The organism is Psychrosphaera sp. F3M07, assembly GCF_018860345.1.
Lineage (GTDB): Bacteria > Pseudomonadota > Gammaproteobacteria > Enterobacterales > Alteromonadaceae > Psychrosphaera > Psychrosphaera aquimarina.
Genome location: NZ_JAHKPJ010000028.1, coordinates 138,707 through 154,804, shown reverse-complemented (window position 1 = coordinate 154,804; position 16,098 = coordinate 138,707). Strand labels below are relative to the sequence as shown.

Genomic DNA, 16,098 nt, shown 5'->3' with positions numbered 1-16,098 from the left:
TATGTCGATGAACATTCCTCCTCATATTCCACAGGTCGTTGTTAACTCAGCAGCGCCTGCTACGGAGTCATTGGCAAAAGCTAATGCGCTGAGAGAGGTTGTGCCTCCAGCAGTCAAACCAGCTGCCATCGTTCCGCAAAAGTCTAGAGAGCAAGATGTTCGTCCTCCAATAAACCAACCTTCGGTTTCAACCTACGAAAATATTCAATCAAACCGTTATGACTCTCAAGTTATTCCTGAGAGTGATGAACAGTCACAAGGTGAACAAGCCTCAGACCAAGAACAAGATTCACCAGAAAAAGGGTCTGAACAAGCTAATAAAGGCGCTACAGGTGCATCTAACGATGAATCTAACTCGTCACAATCTACGTCAATTAATAATGCTGGTTCAGACGACAACGCGTCGGATGAACAAGCACAAAAGCAACAGCAGCAAGAACAACAGCAAGAACAACAGCAAGAACAACAGCAGATCCAACAGTTACAGCAAAGAGATAATGAAGTAAAAGCGCATGAACAAGCTCATGCTGCAATTGGGGGGACGTATGCTGGAACACCAAGCTATGAGTACCAAACAGGTCCTAATGGCCAAAAATATGCTGTTGGTGGTGAAGTTTCTATCGATGTTTCAAAAGAAGCAACGCCTGAAGCGACAATACGAAAAATGCAAACGGTGCAAGCTGCTGCATTGGCACCTGCAGAGCCATCTTCTCAAGATCGTAAAGTAGCGGCCCAAGCAGCAAGAAACATAGCCGACGCTAGAGCAGAAATGGTTCAACAAAATGCGTCTGTCAGTACTGAAAAAGAGGGTTCAACAAGTCCAAGTTCTGTTCAATTAGGAAGTGTACCAGCGTCTGAAATTGGGGCCGTAGAAGGTGATTTTGACCAATCAGGTTTAGATTTTGTGTCGAGCACGTCGGTTGATGACAATGGTGAATACCCAAATAAAATGGCATTAGCTAAAGACGCTGAACAAATTCAACAAAGCCAGGTATTTGAAAGTAAAACGGCTCAAGTTATTTCAAATAGATATGCAACCGCTACCATCCCACATGAACAAGGTTTTAGCGCGGTCGCTTAATTAAAGTCGCCTAGCAGAAGATACCAACCTCAATAGTTAAAGTAACGTCAAAGCATGGCTATGTTCAAATAACCATTTTTTACTTAGATCACAATGTTCACAATATTGTTTATTTAATTGCCAAAAAGCGCTTGAATGATCCATATGAGTTAAATGACTCAACTCATGGATTAACACGCAATCTATCACCCAATGTGGTGCGCCCATAAGCATAGGATTAATTCGGATGAGTCCAGAGGCGTAACAACAACCCCAACGACGTTTATATACTTTAAACTCTAATGCCTTTGCTTGCAGGTTCATTTCCTGCTGGAGTTGCTGCAACTTTGGACTGACATATTGTTGTGCTTGTTGAATGTAAAACTGGACAAGTTTACTGCGAACATACTGTTGTGGTTTTTTGATATGACGAGGAATCGTCATTATCAAGAGTCGTTCGTCGTTAGTAAGTGACAGTTGGAATTTAGAACCATGATTAACCGTTAATGTTAACCAATGACCAAACAATAAAAGCTTGGAACCTGTTTGATAGGTGTTTAGATTGACTGGGAAAATACGTTGTTGCTGTTGCTTTTCTATTATCCAACTTTGCTTTTTAATTAAGAAGGACTCGATAACGTTGAGATCGCTCCAATATGGGGCTTTGACTTGGATTTGGTGTTGTTTGATTTCTATGCTTAACGAGGTTCGGCGTTTACTTAGTTTAAGTTGATAAGTAATCGTCTTGTTTTCAGTGGGTAAATAAAGTTGATGTTCTCCTTCAACTAACTCGGGTGAGATACTTGAAGGAGAAGTAAACGTTCGTTTAAGTAAATCTAACAATCGTTATTTTTTCTTTGTTAATTCTATTGCTGCAGCTTGGATTTGTGCAAAGTATTCATCATACGTTTTTGCATTTTTGAATCCGCTATTTAAAATCTTATATTTACCGTTAACAATAAATGTTGGAACACCGGTAAGAACACGACGACGAGATAAAGAGTCTTGTTCTTTTTTCATTTTATTCGCTGCTGCTTTAACGGCAAAGCTGTTAAAGGCTTTATCAAATTTTTCACCATCAACATTGTGAATTAAAAACAGATCACGAATGTCTTTTTCTTTAGTGAATACACCACGTTGATTATGTATATATTCAAAAATTGCTTTAGAAGCCGCTGGAACATTTAATACCTCAGAAGTAACCAAAGCTTTAGTTAACATCATTTGGATGTCCGGTCCTGCTGCTGGTAAAAAATCTACGTGGCTTTTTACAAATTTAAAGTTATCCGTTTTCGCGGCTTTTTTAAGGCTATCAGCTAGAGGTTCAAAGTTATGACAATGTGGGCAGTAATAGGAAAAAAATTCTTTTACTTCTGGAGTTGCAGTTGTAGTGGTGGCAATAACTTCATAATGCACACCCTCTTTTATTTCTTCAGCAGATGCAGTGGCAACCATAAATATTGCCATAACTATTGTGATTAACTTTTTCATCGAATGTATTTCCTATTTGAAAAAACTGTGTTGTATTTAAAATTGAATCGTTAACGAATTATTACTTTTGTAATAACACATTACAACCTTGGTTAAGTTATTTGATATGTCGTTCTTCTGACTATGGGAATAGCTTTAAAGTTGCTTCGTTTAACGCTGCAATTTGTTCTTTCATCGCTAAAATTTGTTGTTCCCAGTATTTATCAGTAGCAAACCAAGAAAAGTTACGAGGGAAAGCAGGATCTGACCATCGATTAGAAATCCATGCCATATAATTTACCATTCTTCGAGCACGTAATGGCTCTATTAATGAAAACTCAGCGTGGTTAAAATCATGGAACTCTTCATACGCATTGATAAGTACATCAAGTTGCATCAATTTTTCTTGCCGATCACCATTTAACATCATCCATATATCTTGGATAGCTGGGCCATTTAAACAGTCATCAAAATCAACCAAAATGGCATCACTTTTCGCATCATGAGATTGCCACAAAATATTCCCAGCATGGCAATCGCCATGTAACTTGATCGTTTTATAATTAGTATTGTTATGCTCTAAAGTACGTTCAGTTAATAAGGCTAAATCACTAAAAAAAGTATTTTGTAAATATGGAGGAATAAAGTTTACTTGTTTAATTACCTCAGTTGAGGCTTTCAGTTCTTGCTCAATATTGATGGTATCTCTGGATTGAAACAAGCTGTTAGAACTGGCCTTATGTAATTTACCCAATAAACGTCCCAACCATTCAAGTTGGTCTAAGTTGTCTAATTCAAACATGCGACCACCAACACTTTTGAATATGCAAAAGCGGAAGTCGTTAAATTCAAATAAAGTTTTCCCGTCGATTTTGATGGGAGCGGCTAGTGGCACATCATGAGCTAATAAATCATCACAGAACGTGTGTTCCTCTAAAATCGTGTCATCACTCCATCGTTCTGGACGGTAAAATTTAACAACATAACGCTGACTATCGTCGGCTTTAAATTGATAGACACGATTTTCATAACTGTTAAGGGGCAACAGCCCAGATTCAGGATAAATACCGACAGATTCAATGGCATCTAAAATAAGATCTGGGCCAAGATTTGAAAAATCAAAATTGCTCATTAACGTCCTTTGAAGAATCGAGACTCTTCATACACTTTCACTTCACCATCTTTAGAGGTCACCGTGATTACTATGTTAGTAACTGGTTTGTCTAAATCGTATGGGTCAACGGCCAAACTAATAGGCAGAGTATAAGCTTCCCCAGCTAAAACATTCACTTCTTTATCACCGAAATATTTAAAATTATCCAACCCTTCGATGTTTACCGTATAAGTATTGTCTTGTTGGCTCTTATTTAAAATTAATAACGTGAACGTATTTTCGATTAACCCTTCACTATTTTCTCGATACAGTGCGGTGCGATCTCTGTCTATATTTAACTCTAAAGGTTGTCGAGAGGTGATTTGCCAAACAAAAGCCACCGTCATAATAATAATAACGAGCAAGTAACCAAATAATTTAGGTCTAAGAATATGAGTTTTTTTACCTTCTAAACTATGTTCAGTGGTGTAGGAGATCAGTCCTCTTTCATAATTCATTTTATCCATGGTTTCGTCACAGGCATCGATACAAGCACCACAATTTATACATTCGTATTGCAAGCCATTACGGATATCAATACCGGTAGGACAAACTTGAACACACAAGTTACAGTCAATACAGTCACCTAACTCCAACTCTTTGTGATCTTTTTTACGCGATCTTGGCCCACGTTTTTCACCACGTTTTTCATCATAAGTAACCGTAAATGTGTCTTTATCAAACATAGACGATTGAAAACGCGCGTAAGGACAAATGTGTAAACACATTATTTCACGCATCCAACCAGCATTTGCGTAGGTACAGCCAGCAAAAAATAAAGTCCAGCCCACAATAAGACCTGAGCTTTGTAATGTGAAAAACTCTACAAATAATTGATCGATTGGCACAAAGTAACCAATGAAGGTGAGTGAAGTTAATAACGACACTATGACCCAAGATGTGTGTTTAAGGCCTTTTTTCCATACTTTTTCAAAGCTCAAAGGCAAAGAGTCTAAGCGTTTACGTTTATTTGCCGTCCCCTCAATTTTCTCTTCGAACCATATAAACATAAAGGTCCAAACGGTTTGTGGACACATATATCCACACCATACTCGCCCATAAAAAGTAGTAACAAAAAACAGTAAATATGCAGATATGATAATTAACGTGGCAAATAAAGTCAGGTCTTGAGGCCATAAAGTAAGACCAAAAATATTAAATTCTTGGTTGGCAATATCAAATAAGATTGCTTGACTGTCGCCGTACTGAATCCATGGTAATAATGCAAACAGTCCTAAAGATATGATGCCAATTCTGCGCCTAAGCATCTGATGTAAACCTTTCACTGCTCTTACATAGATTCGGCTTCGTAAATTGTACTGTTGTACTTTCTCAGCTTCAGGGCGGTAGACTTTTACGTCACTTGGGATATTTTTTATGTCTATTTTATCACTCATGGGATGATCCAGATTTATAAAAATAAAATACAACTCAAAAGATGATGAGTTAATAAGATTAAGTATATTACTTTATACTAATTTATTGCTGAAAGACTTGATCTAGCTCTAGTTTAGGTAACTAAAAGTCGTCATAAGGCGCAACTTTAGTACCCACCATAGTGTAACCAACTTGCGCTAATTCGCCTTTCCATTCTTCAGTGCTCAATGTACCGATTACCCATATTGGATCGTACATCGCTTCGGCAGGTGCGCCTTCAGGAAAAGTAACATAGATTAGTTGGTTTGATGGCGGCGGCGGGACATGAACACATGCGCCAAAATAAGGAACAAGTAGAAACTCAGTTACTTTGTTGTCATCACCTTCAAGCGGCACAACAAAACCTGGTATTTTAATAAGTTGACCATCTAATTCTTTTACTACAGGTGCATTAATTGTCTGCGGTCCTGCCATCGCTTGGCCTATATGTTCAATATCAGGAGTGCCAGCATCAAAACCTTTAGGCACTAAATCTGACCATTCTAATTCTTTGGGGATAGGATCTGCATTAACTAGAGGTGTAACAATTAGAAAAATAGCAATAACACAGTACAGAACTCGTAAAAACATAATACGTGACCAATTAGAAGGCTAAATATGGGGGGTAGAATACAGCGCGAAGTGATTAAAGCCAAGTTATACGTTGGCAATTTAATTAAACCGCGTTAAATTGTAGTCATCATTTATTGGCTAAAATTTAATATGAAAAAAAACTTAGATTGGCATGTTAAACGGTTTGATCAACTCACGACCGATGAACTATATGACATATTAAAATTACGCATTGACGTGTTTGTTGTTGAACAAGAATGTTATTACCCAGATTTAGATGAAATTGACAGAGATCCACAAACATTACATGTGTTTAATTATCAACAAGATAACCTTACAAGTTACTGCCGAATTTTAGCCCCCGATGTGGTTTATAAAAATGAATCAGCCATTGGTCGAGTGCTTGTATCTGACAAATTCAGAGGACAAAGTTTAGGGTATGAACTGATGCGCGAAGCGTTATCGCATGCGGACACCTTATGGCCGCAGCACGCTTGTCACATTTCTGCCCAACAGCACTTAACTAAATTTTATAATACGTTAGGTTTTGAGCAAATTTCAGACATGTACTTAGAAGATGGCATCCCTCATATAGCAATGAGACGTCTGACCAACAAATAACCCTAGTAATTTAACCTATAGATAATTACACTTCCCTACGAATACCAAGGAGTGTTCAAACTCAATGGAGAGTTTGGACTGAGATGCGCAAGCAAATCCTTAGAACCTGATCCGGCTTGTACCGGCGTAGGGATGGAGGCATAACACGTTCAATGTTATGCATTAAAAAACACATCAATTTATCCTCGCTTACGACCGGCTCTTTTGTCTTTCAAATAGAACAAACAAGAGAACCAAATGAAAACATATGCACCATCTTTAATTGTTGTCAGCTTAGCAATGGCTTTGCCTGTTATTGCAGATGAAAATTCAAAAAAAGAAATCGAAAAAATTGTAGTTAAAGGTGAGTTATTACCAACCTCAGCTAAAAATGCCGCTAATTCAATCGACGTAATAAACAAAGCTGCATTAGAAAAAAGCGGCGCAGACCATATTCAAGATGTTTTACAACAAGTGGGTAATATTAATTATTCGTCAGGCAGTTCAAGAGCGCGCTTTTTTCAAATTCGTGGTATCGGTGAACGTAGCCAATTTGTTGATCCGGTTAACCCTTCAGTCGGTGTGGCTATAGACCGTATCGATTATTCAGAAATTGCTAATGCCGCTACTTTATTCGATATTGACCAAGTAGAAGTTTTCAAAGGGCCTCAAGGCACCAGCGTTGGTGCAAATGCCATGGCTGGGTTTATAAACTTAGCGAGTACCGAAACGGGGTCTGGTCAAGAAGGCAAAGTTAGAGTTTCTATGGGAAATTACGGTTTTCAGCAATTGGCTGCAGCGTATGGTGGTGACATAAATAACAAAGCAGAATATCGAGTATCCGTTAATAAAGTAGACGGTGACGGTTATATAGAAAATACCTACTTAGGCCGTAAAGACACCAATGGTATTGATGAGTTGTCTGTTCGCGCTATGTTAGATGTGGAAATGAGCCAAGAATGGACAATGAAAGCGGTTTTACATAAGTTTGATATTAATAACGGATATGATTCATTTTCATTAGATTTAAATCGCACTACTTTGTCTGATGAGCCTGGTTTTGATAGACAAGATACCACTGCAATAGCACTGACAAATAAATACCAAGGCTTTTCATTTGCTGATGCAGAATTATTTATTAGCCACTCGAATTCGGATCTAGATTATGGTTTTGATGAAGACTGGGCTTACGGTCAATACAACGACGATTGGTCATTTACTGGAATCCATCCAGACGGGTATTCAAGTACCGATTATTACTTTAGAAAACGTACTGCAGATCAACTTGATTTACGTTTAACAAGTAAAGACAAAGATTGGGTGGTTGGCCTATATAACCAACAAAAAAATGCAGATTTAACCCGTCAATATACTTGGAACGAGTCTGACTTTTTAAGTGATTATGACGTCGCGAATATCGCGTTATATGGTGAAAAACGTTTTGCTTTGTCGGACAGTATTAACATTACGGCGGGCTTAAGAGTTGAAAATTATCAAGGTGATTATGCCGATAGTAACGGCACGGTAAGTTCGACTGATGACACTATGTGGGGCGGACATTTCACTGCGAGCAAACAATACGATGATGCATTTTTAGCTTATTTTAGGCTCAGTCAAGGTTTCAAAGCCGGTGGCGTAAATGGCGAAGCATTAAGCAAACTTAATGATGCGAACTTACAGCAGTTTTATTTTGAATTAAGAGAACATGCGAGCTTTAAACCTGAAACACTAACTAATGTTGAGTTAGGTTTAAAATATAACTCAAACGACAATAAGTTAAATGCCGTGGCGACCTTGTTTTACTCAACACGTGACGACATGCAAATTAAACAATGGTTAACGGATAACAGTGTTGTACCTGTGTTTGTTGGTTATTTGTCGAATGTCCCTACAGGTTCAAATTACGGTGTTGAAACCAGCGTTAATTATAAATTAACCAAGAGCATCAAGGTATTTGCTGGATTATCGTTACTAGAAACGGAAATAGACAATATTGACCGTCTTGAAGAAGATCCAGTCACTGGCGAAGATGTATCTGTAAATATAAGTGGTAGAGAGCAAGCCCACGCGCCAAAATATCAGTTTAACTTGGGTGCCGATTGGCAACTGACGGATAATATCATTGCTAATGTCTCTTTTACTGGCAAAGACGAGTTTTATTATTCATATAGTCACGATGAAACGGCCGATTCCGTAGTCTTAGCTAATGCCAGCTTAACTTACAAAGGTGACGTTATTGATGTCACATTATGGGGGCGTAACTTAACTGATGAAGAATATGGTGTACGAGGTTTCTATTTTGGCAATGATCCTAGAGATGGTTGGGTTGCGAAAAACTACGAGCAATTTGGTGAACCAAGAGTTGTAGGCATTAGACTCGATTACCTATTTTAACGCCTGTACATTTAACGTTAATAAGTTATCAACATAACCTTAAAACAGTACTCACATTAGGTTTCTCTAATGTGAGTGCAACAAGGACAAAAAATGCAATTAAGTGTAGAAATAAGTAAGTACCCTTTAGCTGAGGTAGATTACGTCGCCGCAATACAAAATTTCATCGATCGCATCAACACACATCCAAATATTACTATCGTCACGAATGTGATGAGTACTCAGCTTTTTGGTGATTACGATGTGGTTATGAAGGCATTAACTCAAGAGTTAAAAACCAGTTTTGAGTTATACGGTACCACCGTATTTGCTTGTAAATTTATCCCAGGTAACTTGTACCAAAAATACGCAAGTTAACTGTGTTTAGGAATAAATATGTTTGAGCAAATATTAGCTGGCTTTGAAGCTATGTCAGGTTGGGAATATGTTGGGGTGTTTCTAGGGCTTGCCTATCTGATTCTAGTAATGAAAGAAAGTTTATGGTGTTGGCCGGCAGCCTTTATCTCAACCTTAATTTATACCATTTTATTCTGGCAAGGCGCATTGTTAATGGAGAGTTTGTTAAGCTTCTATTATTTGTTAATGGCCATTTATGGCTGGTGGCAGTGGCGTAAAGCTGATAAAACGGCTAGCGCGACAGACAGTTCCAGTATAGTAAGTTGGGCGGCTACAACACATATAAAATGGATTGCTGCAGCTACGGTCATCTCTGTTGTATTAGGCTACGTTATGGATGAACACACCCACGCAAAAATGGCTTATCTAGACTCATTCACCACGGTGTTTGCGGTGATGACAACCTACATGGTGACGCAAAAAGTATTGGAAAACTGGTTGTATTGGATAGTCATCGATCTGGCATCGATATTTTTATACGTAGAAATGAACTACTACCCTACGGCAATATTATTTGTTTTATACACTGGGCTTGCATGGCAAGGGTATTTAATTTGGCGTAAACAACTGCCGGTTAATCAAGCAATACATTATGAATCATAACTTAATAACGGCTGAGTTTTGGTTAAATTATTTGCCAGAGCAGTATGCTGATTATTTATCATTCTCAATCATAGATTTAGGTCGACACCCGTCGGCCTTTCTGACGTATAAAGACAAAATTAGATTTATTAAACAAGTACCTGAGCATGTTCAACAAAAAGAATATGCAGTGCTTTCTTGGTTAGAGCAACTGCAATCTAAAACAGAAACGTTAACGTCAGAGCGATTGGAAAAAGCGCAACCCCCTTTAGAATTACAACTCCCGCAGCCAGAGTTTATTCACTCAAGAACCGATTTACTGGTGACATCAAAACTCGATGGTTTCCATCTCACTAAGCTGAGTTTATTGGAACAATTACCATTGGTTTGTAAAGTGTTGGTATATATTCATCGACTGATAGAAGTAACGCATTTACCTAATGTCATAGTGCAATCGTTAAATTATGAATTACCCTGTGATATTAACGATGTCGCTCCAGCCTATAAAAACGTATTTCAACAAGCCAAAGATAATATAAAAAACAACGTGGCTATATTAAGCTTTATTCATGGGGACCTGTCAGACGGAAATATCTTAGCCAGTGATTTAACTATTGGGTTAGTCGACTGGGAATATGCAACGGTACGAGATGGTCGTTGGGACTTAGCTACATTAGCGGTGGAATTTGAATTAAATGCCAAGGAATTTTCAGGGTTATGCGAGGTGTATTTAAAACAGAGAGATTTACAGGAAAAAAGTTTTACTTCAGTAGCACAAAGTTGGTCAGTGATATACGCATTAACCTGTTTGTCATGGGCTCAAAAAAATAACCAAGAAACAAACAGGTATATACGATTTCTACAGAATTTGGAGTATTAAAGACCGCCCAAACGTAAAGCGATTTCTTTATATTTTTCAACATCGGCTTTGTCGAATAACGGTTTGTCATCCGCATCTCTATCTGCCGCATTTAACAAATGCTCACGCTCTAAACGAATAACACGAACATCTTTCACACCTAGGAATTCAGCAACTTCATCAATTGTCATTAGTGACATATATCTTCTCCAAAGAAAAATAAGATAATTTGTAATTAAAGCTAAAAACACTGAAATTACTAGTTTAAATTACTTTTATACTAAGCCAAATCCATTACTTTTGAAAAGTAAAAATCACAATAAATATAAAACTTGAAGTATTAATCGCCAAATTACACCATATTTAGTAAATATAGGTACAGGTAGAGGGCAATTTGTGGTGTTATTAATTGCCGATCAGTATGAAGTTAATCCTTTATAAACTAGCCAATTCTTATTTAATTGATTAGAATGCTCGCGCTTTAGGTCAAGCCTAATGCAGTGCGCTCTCGTGGTGAAGTGGATCTCACGCGTCCCTCCGGAGGATGCGACGTTTTCAAAACGTAAAAATGAGGGATGCGGCTTTTTCAGCTGTTTCACGCCAAACACAAAGATACTCGACTGCACAAAAAGTAAGTAAACGCTCCCGTGGTGAAGTGGATATCACGTGGACCTCCGGAGTCTAAGTCACAAGTTCGATTCTTGTCGGGAGCGCCATTCTACAAAATTCCAACCTTTAAAAACCGACGCAAACCTTGTGACCAAAAATCGCTGAAAACTGGGTCTGTGACCACTGTGTGACCAAAAGTTTTTAAACGCGATGGGTTGGATACGGTGGAGCGCTCTGTATTGTAAACCACGTATTTGTTCAAACTAATTTGAATATTTCACCATCAAAAATATGATTGAGCTCAATATCGCTTGGTCTTGTAGATAAAATTAATTCGTATGGGTTAGAGTTAGTTCTATAAATTTTACCATTTAGTTTAAAAAAGTATTCTTGAACAAACTCTTCAAGTTGCTCTAACGAAATGAACTCTTTTTTGTAAAAGACAAAGTTATTATTCATGAATTTGACAAAGTCTGATCGTATAGATTGTTGGATAGATGTTTTAAGTAATACACTCGAAGAGCGGTTAGCGTATGAGCTTAATAAGTATAAGTAATTTACGTTATAGCTTAGAATAAAGTAAGTGTTTGCATCATGTAAATTATTATACTCTTGATAAAACGATTGAGTTTCATCTGAGTCAAAACTAAAACCTGGATCCGAGAAACTAGCATCACTATGAAGTCCAGCTCGAATAAAAAAATTAGGAATTACATTATAACCTTTGGTTATTTTGTCTTTATATTTGATATATTTATTACTTTCAATGTATCTGGTAACTTTGTTTTTATATTTTAAACTAGATAGATAAAAAGCTTGAATGTTTCGCGCATAAGTAAATTGCTTAAAAACCGACCCCTTATCAATTTCGTTAGCAACTTTGTAATATTTACTGTCTCCAATATAATGAATTTCTTCCGAGACATCGAATAACCCTTGCCCTAAATAAATATGATCTAGTTGCTTTCCATCCGGGTGATATTTGAGAGCTTTTAAATCATTGTTTATTAAAGAGTCCGAAATTAAATAATCAACCATGTCTTCAAAAATAATGTCATATGAGTTTAATACAAGGTATTCAGAAACGTTATTACTTTCATCTACAGATTGGCTGAGTTCACAATAACTCTTTACTAAACTGAACATTGACTTTTCAATATCTGAAAAATATCTGTATTGTATTTTGCGAAGTAAGTAAGGAGCGCTTTTTATAGCTTTTTGTAGTTTTTTGCCTGAAATCCTAACAATAGGACTTTCTATTTTTACAGATAATCCAAATCTTTTTATCATATCCGTTAGAATCGAGTAGAATAAAACAAGTAACTCCTCCTCATAATAAGGCTCTTTTTTCGAGTTTCTTATAGAGAAGTAGATTGGTGTTTTTTCATCTGTAAATGCAGGAAACTCTTTACTAACTGTGCGTGACCAATTTACGTTTTTATGAATCTTAGATTTATGTCTAAATAGATTGAAGAGAAGAAAGTTCTTGTTTTTTCTATAAAAGTTGACAAACTCAAGCACCAACTCAATTATATATTGATGTTTATTGTTTGCTCGGTTTGAAACTCTTAATTGCTTTTTTTCTTGCAGTATCGTAGTTTCGGGATTTCTCTGTTTAAAAGTTTTTATACTCATTATGTGTAAAAAAATTACTTTCTGAATATAACTTATTTTGCTTTCATTTAGATCTTTTAGCAAAAAAGGGACTCCTTTTATTCCATCAGAACAAGCGAGTTTGGAAACCGCAAGATCCAAAAGAAAAATTTTCGGAAGTATGAAAATAGGGTCTCCATTTAAACAAATATAACCAACTTTTCGACAAATTAGTGAGCCATCCTTTGTTCTGGAATCAAAAAGATTAAAGCTGTTTGTTTGGTAGTTTAAATCATCCTGATTGCAATATCGCAATCCTTCTATAAATAGCTTCATATTAGTAGAGATTTCCGCCTATACTTTGTCCTATGGAGTCGTCTCAATTTGTTTGACACTAAGTTTTGCAAACATTGACTTGATTAAAGTAATTGCATTGGATGCATCAAAAAAATCATCATAAAGAATAGTGTCACCGTTCTCATTAGTTAAAAACGAGTCAGTCTCTTCTTTTAAAATATCATTCCACAAATAAAAAAGAATTTTATTTATGAATTGTTTTTGCGAGATGATACCCTTTTGCTCTGATTTATTTGCGTTGATAAACCAGTTACCAATTTGTTTATCAGGAGACAGTGTGATTGAAACTATTTGCTTATTAACCTCACGAATAAATTCGAGCCATGAATAGCTGCTTCCGTCTTTTAGAACAATTTTAAAGTTTGAATCCGTGCAGTCGTAGTTTATAGGAACGTAGACCCAGTCCCACCGTCTTTTGAATGCGCTATCCATTGGAAATAGAGATTGATCTGAAGTGTTCATTGTTGCCCAAATAAATAAATTATTAGGTAACATTAACTTTCCGCTATCTAGCGACTTTAGCAAAGTAGGGTTATCTTTAAACTCAACGGCTAAGTACGCCAAAAGTTCTGTGCTAGCTGATATTTTATAATTTGGATCTCTATCTAATAGCTGAAAAATATCTCCAAATATCTCCGCACAATTGCCTCTGTTTATTTCTTCAATTTGTAGTACAAAATTCTCGTTTGGATTAAGCCAAGCTCTCGCGTAAATCTTTATAAATGATTGAGGAACGAACCTGTATTGAATTGAGTTAGATGTGTTTCCATCAAAAACAGAAACAGGTTTATAAGTGCCAATAAAAGATTGATAATCAAACTCAGGATGAAAAGTAACAACTTCTATATTTTGAGGAGGTAAATTTAACTTTTGAATATTTTTTAGGACTAATTGTGATTTTCCGGTTCCAGGAGGGCCGTAAAATATTCTGTTGTCACCAACTGCTAGTTCTTTGTTAAAATAATTAGCGTGAATTTCCTCAACTTTAATACTAGAAGTTATTGTTTCTTGGTCTATTTTAACAAACAGGTCGTCTAAATTGATATTCTCTAAATCAGTTGCATTAACTAAAAGACTTTCATATTTAATTAACTTCGTCTTAATCTTTTGGATATAGTCTGTACTTAGTTTGATGTTACTCTGAGTCACTACAAGAAAAGGTAAATTTTTAAACAGAACGTTGAACCGATTTCCTTCAGTAACTGTTTTTGGTAAATGGCTAGATTCTTCAAACTTATCATATAAGTCATTTAACTCTTCGAGTTCAAATACACTGTTATCTTTCCTGCTTTCGATTATTAAAGCTATAGTCGTAAACCAGTCTTGATATCTTTCAGCTGTTCCTACAAATAATCTAAATTCATTTAGAGTAATTTCTGGTGCTAAACCAAGATCATAAAGAGAAGCCAATATTTTATAAAGAAATAAAGTGGGGTGAAGTCTTATATTTTTTCGTAAGTCGTCATTTTGTTCATCATGTTCTGCAGATATGAATATTTTCTCAATAAGCTTGATCATAATCTCTTCATATAAATCGACATTTTCAAACTTGCCCTCACATAGTTTCTCAATCTCTTTGTACTCTGAAGTGATATAATAATCTTCGAATTTACTTCCACTTGTTTGACACAATCCGACATAAAGACAATTTCTTGTCATTCGATGAACTGTAGAAATATTGTATTCCGCTGCTTTTTCTTTAAAGAAGCTTTCGAAATTAATATTCTGATCACTTCTATCTTTAAATGTGTTTACTATTTTTGCTGCGTAGCATAAATCTTTGAAATCTAAAGATTGGCGTGTGATGTACCAACACTGATCTTTCTCGAGGCTCTTAATGTTATTAATTCTTTTATCGAGCTCTTTAATCATTTAATATTCCTTATTATAAGACCTAAAAATTCTGCTAATAGTGGAGGGACTGCGTTGCCTATCTGTTTGCAAATTGATGACTTTGAACCTAAGAAAACAAAATCATCAGGGAAAGACTGTATTCTAGCGGCTTCCCTCGGAGTTAGAGTTCTGTCTTTTTCTGGGTGAATAAATCGACCGCCGGAGGGTGTATCGAATCTAGTTGTAATGGTTTTAGTAGGTTTATCCCAAGATAATCGGCCATATGCACCGCTGTGAACTGATTTTATGCTTTCATGTTCAATTAAGTTTTTCCAATTCTGGTTTTCTTTAATTTGTTTTATGCGAGTCAAAGCGAGGTCTGTATGTTTCGGAGCTACATGATTAAATAGTTTCTTTGAATTACCTCTCATAGCTTTTTGATAATTTGAGGTTACAGTAGTGGTATATTCTTGAATCATATCGCCTTGGCCAGACTCCAAGTAGTTTAGGTCATAGATGGCATCGGACAAACTTACTTTATTCGTAAAACGTTTCTTCAATTCAGGATCTAAATTTGAAAGTGTTCGCTTGATTAATTCGTCAAATTCTACTGGTTTTTTTGAACCTAGAATTATTACTCTCTTACGCTGCTGTGGAACCCCATACTCGCTGGCATCAAAAACTTTTATAGTTAGAAAGTACCGGCCTCTTTTAAAATTACTTTTTTCAGAGAAAAGCAATTCAATTTGTTTCAAAATATCTCCACTTTTCATACTGAGTAAACCTACTACATTTTCAAAAAGGAAGTACTCGGGTTCAAATTTTTGAATGACTTTAAAGTAAGAATTAAACAGAAAATTACGTGGATCATCCAAAAATGATTTACTTTTTCGTATTCGCTCGCCTGCCATACTAAAACCTTGACACGGAGGGCCGCCTACAACCAGATCTATATTTGCCAATTTTCGCTTTACTGTACTTGCATCAAGGCCGCTTTCGTTTAGATACAGATCTATATTATCGTCTATTTGATTTACAAATTTATTAATGTCTAGATTTATCATCAATGTTTTAGGATGATTTTTTTTATAAGTATGGGATATGGACGGATCTAATTCATTAGCAAGAACTATCTCAAAACCGCACTGCTCGAGACCTGTGGAAAACCCACCAGCCCCTGAAAAAAGGTCTATTACATTCACT

General features: G+C 36.3%; 15 protein-coding genes, 1 tRNA gene and 1 riboswitch. Of the genes, 7 read left to right on the top strand and 9 right to left on the bottom strand.

The genetic code is table 11. The features are described from left to right. The first annotated feature begins 7 nt into the window (after positions 1–7). On the top strand, positions 8–1,081 hold the full coding sequence (locus KO505_RS16945) for a putative metalloprotease CJM1_0395 family protein (RefSeq protein ID WP_216056645.1): 1,074 nt from the start codon (positions 8–10) through the stop codon (positions 1,079–1,081). Between the two features lie 36 nt (positions 1,082–1,117). On the opposite strand, the gene KO505_RS16940 is transcribed toward KO505_RS16945, so the two are convergent. From KO505_RS16940 to KO505_RS16920, 5 genes are all read right to left on the bottom strand, one after another. Continuing rightward, positions 1,118–1,903 (bottom strand): M48 family metallopeptidase, encoded by a 786-nt coding sequence (locus tag KO505_RS16940; protein WP_216056644.1) that lies wholly within the window; start codon positions 1,901–1,903, stop codon positions 1,118–1,120. Between the two features lie 3 nt (positions 1,904–1,906). Next, positions 1,907–2,551, bottom strand: a complete 645-nt coding sequence (locus KO505_RS16935; protein ID WP_216056643.1) for a thiol:disulfide interchange protein DsbA/DsbL — start codon at positions 2,549–2,551, stop codon at positions 1,907–1,909. Between the two features lie 121 nt (positions 2,552–2,672). Next, entirely contained in the window at positions 2,673–3,662 is a 990-nt protein-coding gene (locus KO505_RS16930) for a serine/threonine protein kinase (protein WP_216056642.1), read from the bottom strand. Further along, a complete protein-coding gene (ccoG, locus tag KO505_RS16925; protein ID WP_216056641.1) occupies positions 3,662–5,080 on the bottom strand; it encodes a cytochrome c oxidase accessory protein CcoG in 1,419 nt (472 codons plus the stop codon). The genes KO505_RS16930 and ccoG overlap by 1 nt, the downstream gene beginning before the upstream one ends. 121 nt (positions 5,081–5,201) lie before the next feature. Then, positions 5,202–5,690 carry a DUF3299 domain-containing protein gene (locus KO505_RS16920; RefSeq protein ID WP_216056640.1) on the bottom strand — a complete coding sequence of 163 codons (489 nt, stop codon included), beginning with the start codon at positions 5,688–5,690 and terminating at the stop codon, positions 5,202–5,204. A gap of 132 nt (positions 5,691–5,822) precedes the next feature. Here KO505_RS16920 and KO505_RS16915 point away from each other — a divergent pair, with 132 nt between their 5' ends. The 5 genes from KO505_RS16915 (at position 5,823) to KO505_RS16895 (ending at position 10,524) form a co-directional block, all read left to right on the top strand. After that, complete coding sequence (locus KO505_RS16915) at positions 5,823–6,293, top strand: GNAT family N-acetyltransferase (RefSeq protein WP_216056639.1); 471 nt, start codon at positions 5,823–5,825, stop codon at positions 6,291–6,293. A gap of 37 nt (positions 6,294–6,330) precedes the next feature. After that, positions 6,331–6,443: riboswitch (TPP riboswitch) on the top strand. Positions 6,444–6,530: 87 nt separating this feature from the next. After that, complete coding sequence (locus KO505_RS16910) at positions 6,531–8,666, top strand: TonB-dependent receptor (protein WP_216056638.1); 2,136 nt, start codon at positions 6,531–6,533, stop codon at positions 8,664–8,666. A gap of 93 nt (positions 8,667–8,759) precedes the next feature. After that, positions 8,760–9,023, top strand: coding sequence for a hypothetical protein (locus KO505_RS16905; RefSeq protein ID WP_216056637.1), 264 nt, complete (start codon positions 8,760–8,762; stop codon positions 9,021–9,023). A 12-nt stretch (positions 9,024–9,035) separates the two neighbouring features. Continuing rightward, the gene (pnuC, locus tag KO505_RS16900) at positions 9,036–9,665 is read left to right on the top strand and encodes a nicotinamide riboside transporter PnuC (RefSeq protein WP_216056692.1); all 630 of its coding nucleotides are present in this window, start codon (positions 9,036–9,038) and stop codon (positions 9,663–9,665) included. Beyond that, positions 9,655–10,524, top strand: coding sequence for a phosphotransferase (locus KO505_RS16895; protein ID WP_216056636.1), 870 nt, complete (start codon positions 9,655–9,657; stop codon positions 10,522–10,524). Before pnuC ends, KO505_RS16895 begins: the two co-directional genes overlap by 11 nt. On the opposite strand, the gene KO505_RS16890 is transcribed toward KO505_RS16895, so the two are convergent. Next, positions 10,521–10,703, bottom strand: coding sequence for a helix-turn-helix domain-containing protein (locus KO505_RS16890; protein WP_216056635.1), 183 nt, complete (start codon positions 10,701–10,703; stop codon positions 10,521–10,523). The genes KO505_RS16895 and KO505_RS16890 overlap by 4 nt on opposite strands. 441 nt (positions 10,704–11,144) lie before the next feature. Here KO505_RS16890 and KO505_RS16885 point away from each other — a divergent pair. Then, positions 11,145–11,219 (top strand) — tRNA-Arg (locus KO505_RS16885). 151 nt (positions 11,220–11,370) lie between these two features. On the opposite strand, the gene KO505_RS16880 is transcribed toward KO505_RS16885, so the two are convergent. From KO505_RS16880 to KO505_RS16870, 3 genes are read right to left on the bottom strand one after another with little or no spacing between them, the layout of a single operon-like run. Beyond that, positions 11,371–13,041, bottom strand: a complete 1,671-nt coding sequence (locus KO505_RS16880; protein ID WP_216056634.1) for a hypothetical protein — start codon at positions 13,039–13,041, stop codon at positions 11,371–11,373. Positions 13,042–13,071: 30 nt separating this feature from the next. Beyond that, a complete protein-coding gene (locus KO505_RS16875; RefSeq protein ID WP_216056633.1) occupies positions 13,072–14,934 on the bottom strand; it encodes an McrB family protein in 1,863 nt (620 codons plus the stop codon). Beyond that, complete coding sequence (locus tag KO505_RS16870) at positions 14,931–16,097, bottom strand: DNA cytosine methyltransferase (RefSeq protein WP_216056632.1); 1,167 nt, start codon at positions 16,095–16,097, stop codon at positions 14,931–14,933. Before KO505_RS16870 ends, KO505_RS16875 begins: the two co-directional genes overlap by 4 nt. Position 16,098 lies beyond the last annotated feature (1 nt).

Coding starts and splice junctions, on each gene's coding strand:
- KO505_RS16945 (WP_216056645.1), top strand. CDS start 8: ATGAACATTCCTCCTCATATTCCACAGGTCGTTGTTAACTCAGCAGCG.
- KO505_RS16935 (WP_216056643.1), bottom strand. CDS start 2,551: ATGAAAAAGTTAATCACAATAGTTATGGCAATATTTATGGTTGCCACT.
- KO505_RS16930 (WP_216056642.1), bottom strand. CDS start 3,662: ATGAGCAATTTTGATTTTTCAAATCTTGGCCCAGATCTTATTTTAGAT.
- ccoG (WP_216056641.1), bottom strand. CDS start 5,080: ATGAGTGATAAAATAGACATAAAAAATATCCCAAGTGACGTAAAAGTC.
- KO505_RS16920 (WP_216056640.1), bottom strand. CDS start 5,690: ATGTTTTTACGAGTTCTGTACTGTGTTATTGCTATTTTTCTAATTGTT.
- KO505_RS16915 (WP_216056639.1), top strand. CDS start 5,823: ATGAAAAAAAACTTAGATTGGCATGTTAAACGGTTTGATCAACTCACG.
- KO505_RS16910 (WP_216056638.1), top strand. CDS start 6,531: ATGAAAACATATGCACCATCTTTAATTGTTGTCAGCTTAGCAATGGCT.
- KO505_RS16905 (WP_216056637.1), top strand. CDS start 8,760: ATGCAATTAAGTGTAGAAATAAGTAAGTACCCTTTAGCTGAGGTAGAT.
- KO505_RS16895 (WP_216056636.1), top strand. CDS start 9,655: ATGAATCATAACTTAATAACGGCTGAGTTTTGGTTAAATTATTTGCCA.
- KO505_RS16890 (WP_216056635.1), bottom strand. CDS start 10,703: ATGTCACTAATGACAATTGATGAAGTTGCTGAATTCCTAGGTGTGAAA.
- KO505_RS16880 (WP_216056634.1), bottom strand. CDS start 13,041: ATGAAGCTATTTATAGAAGGATTGCGATATTGCAATCAGGATGATTTA.
- KO505_RS16875 (WP_216056633.1), bottom strand. CDS start 14,934: ATGATTAAAGAGCTCGATAAAAGAATTAATAACATTAAGAGCCTCGAG.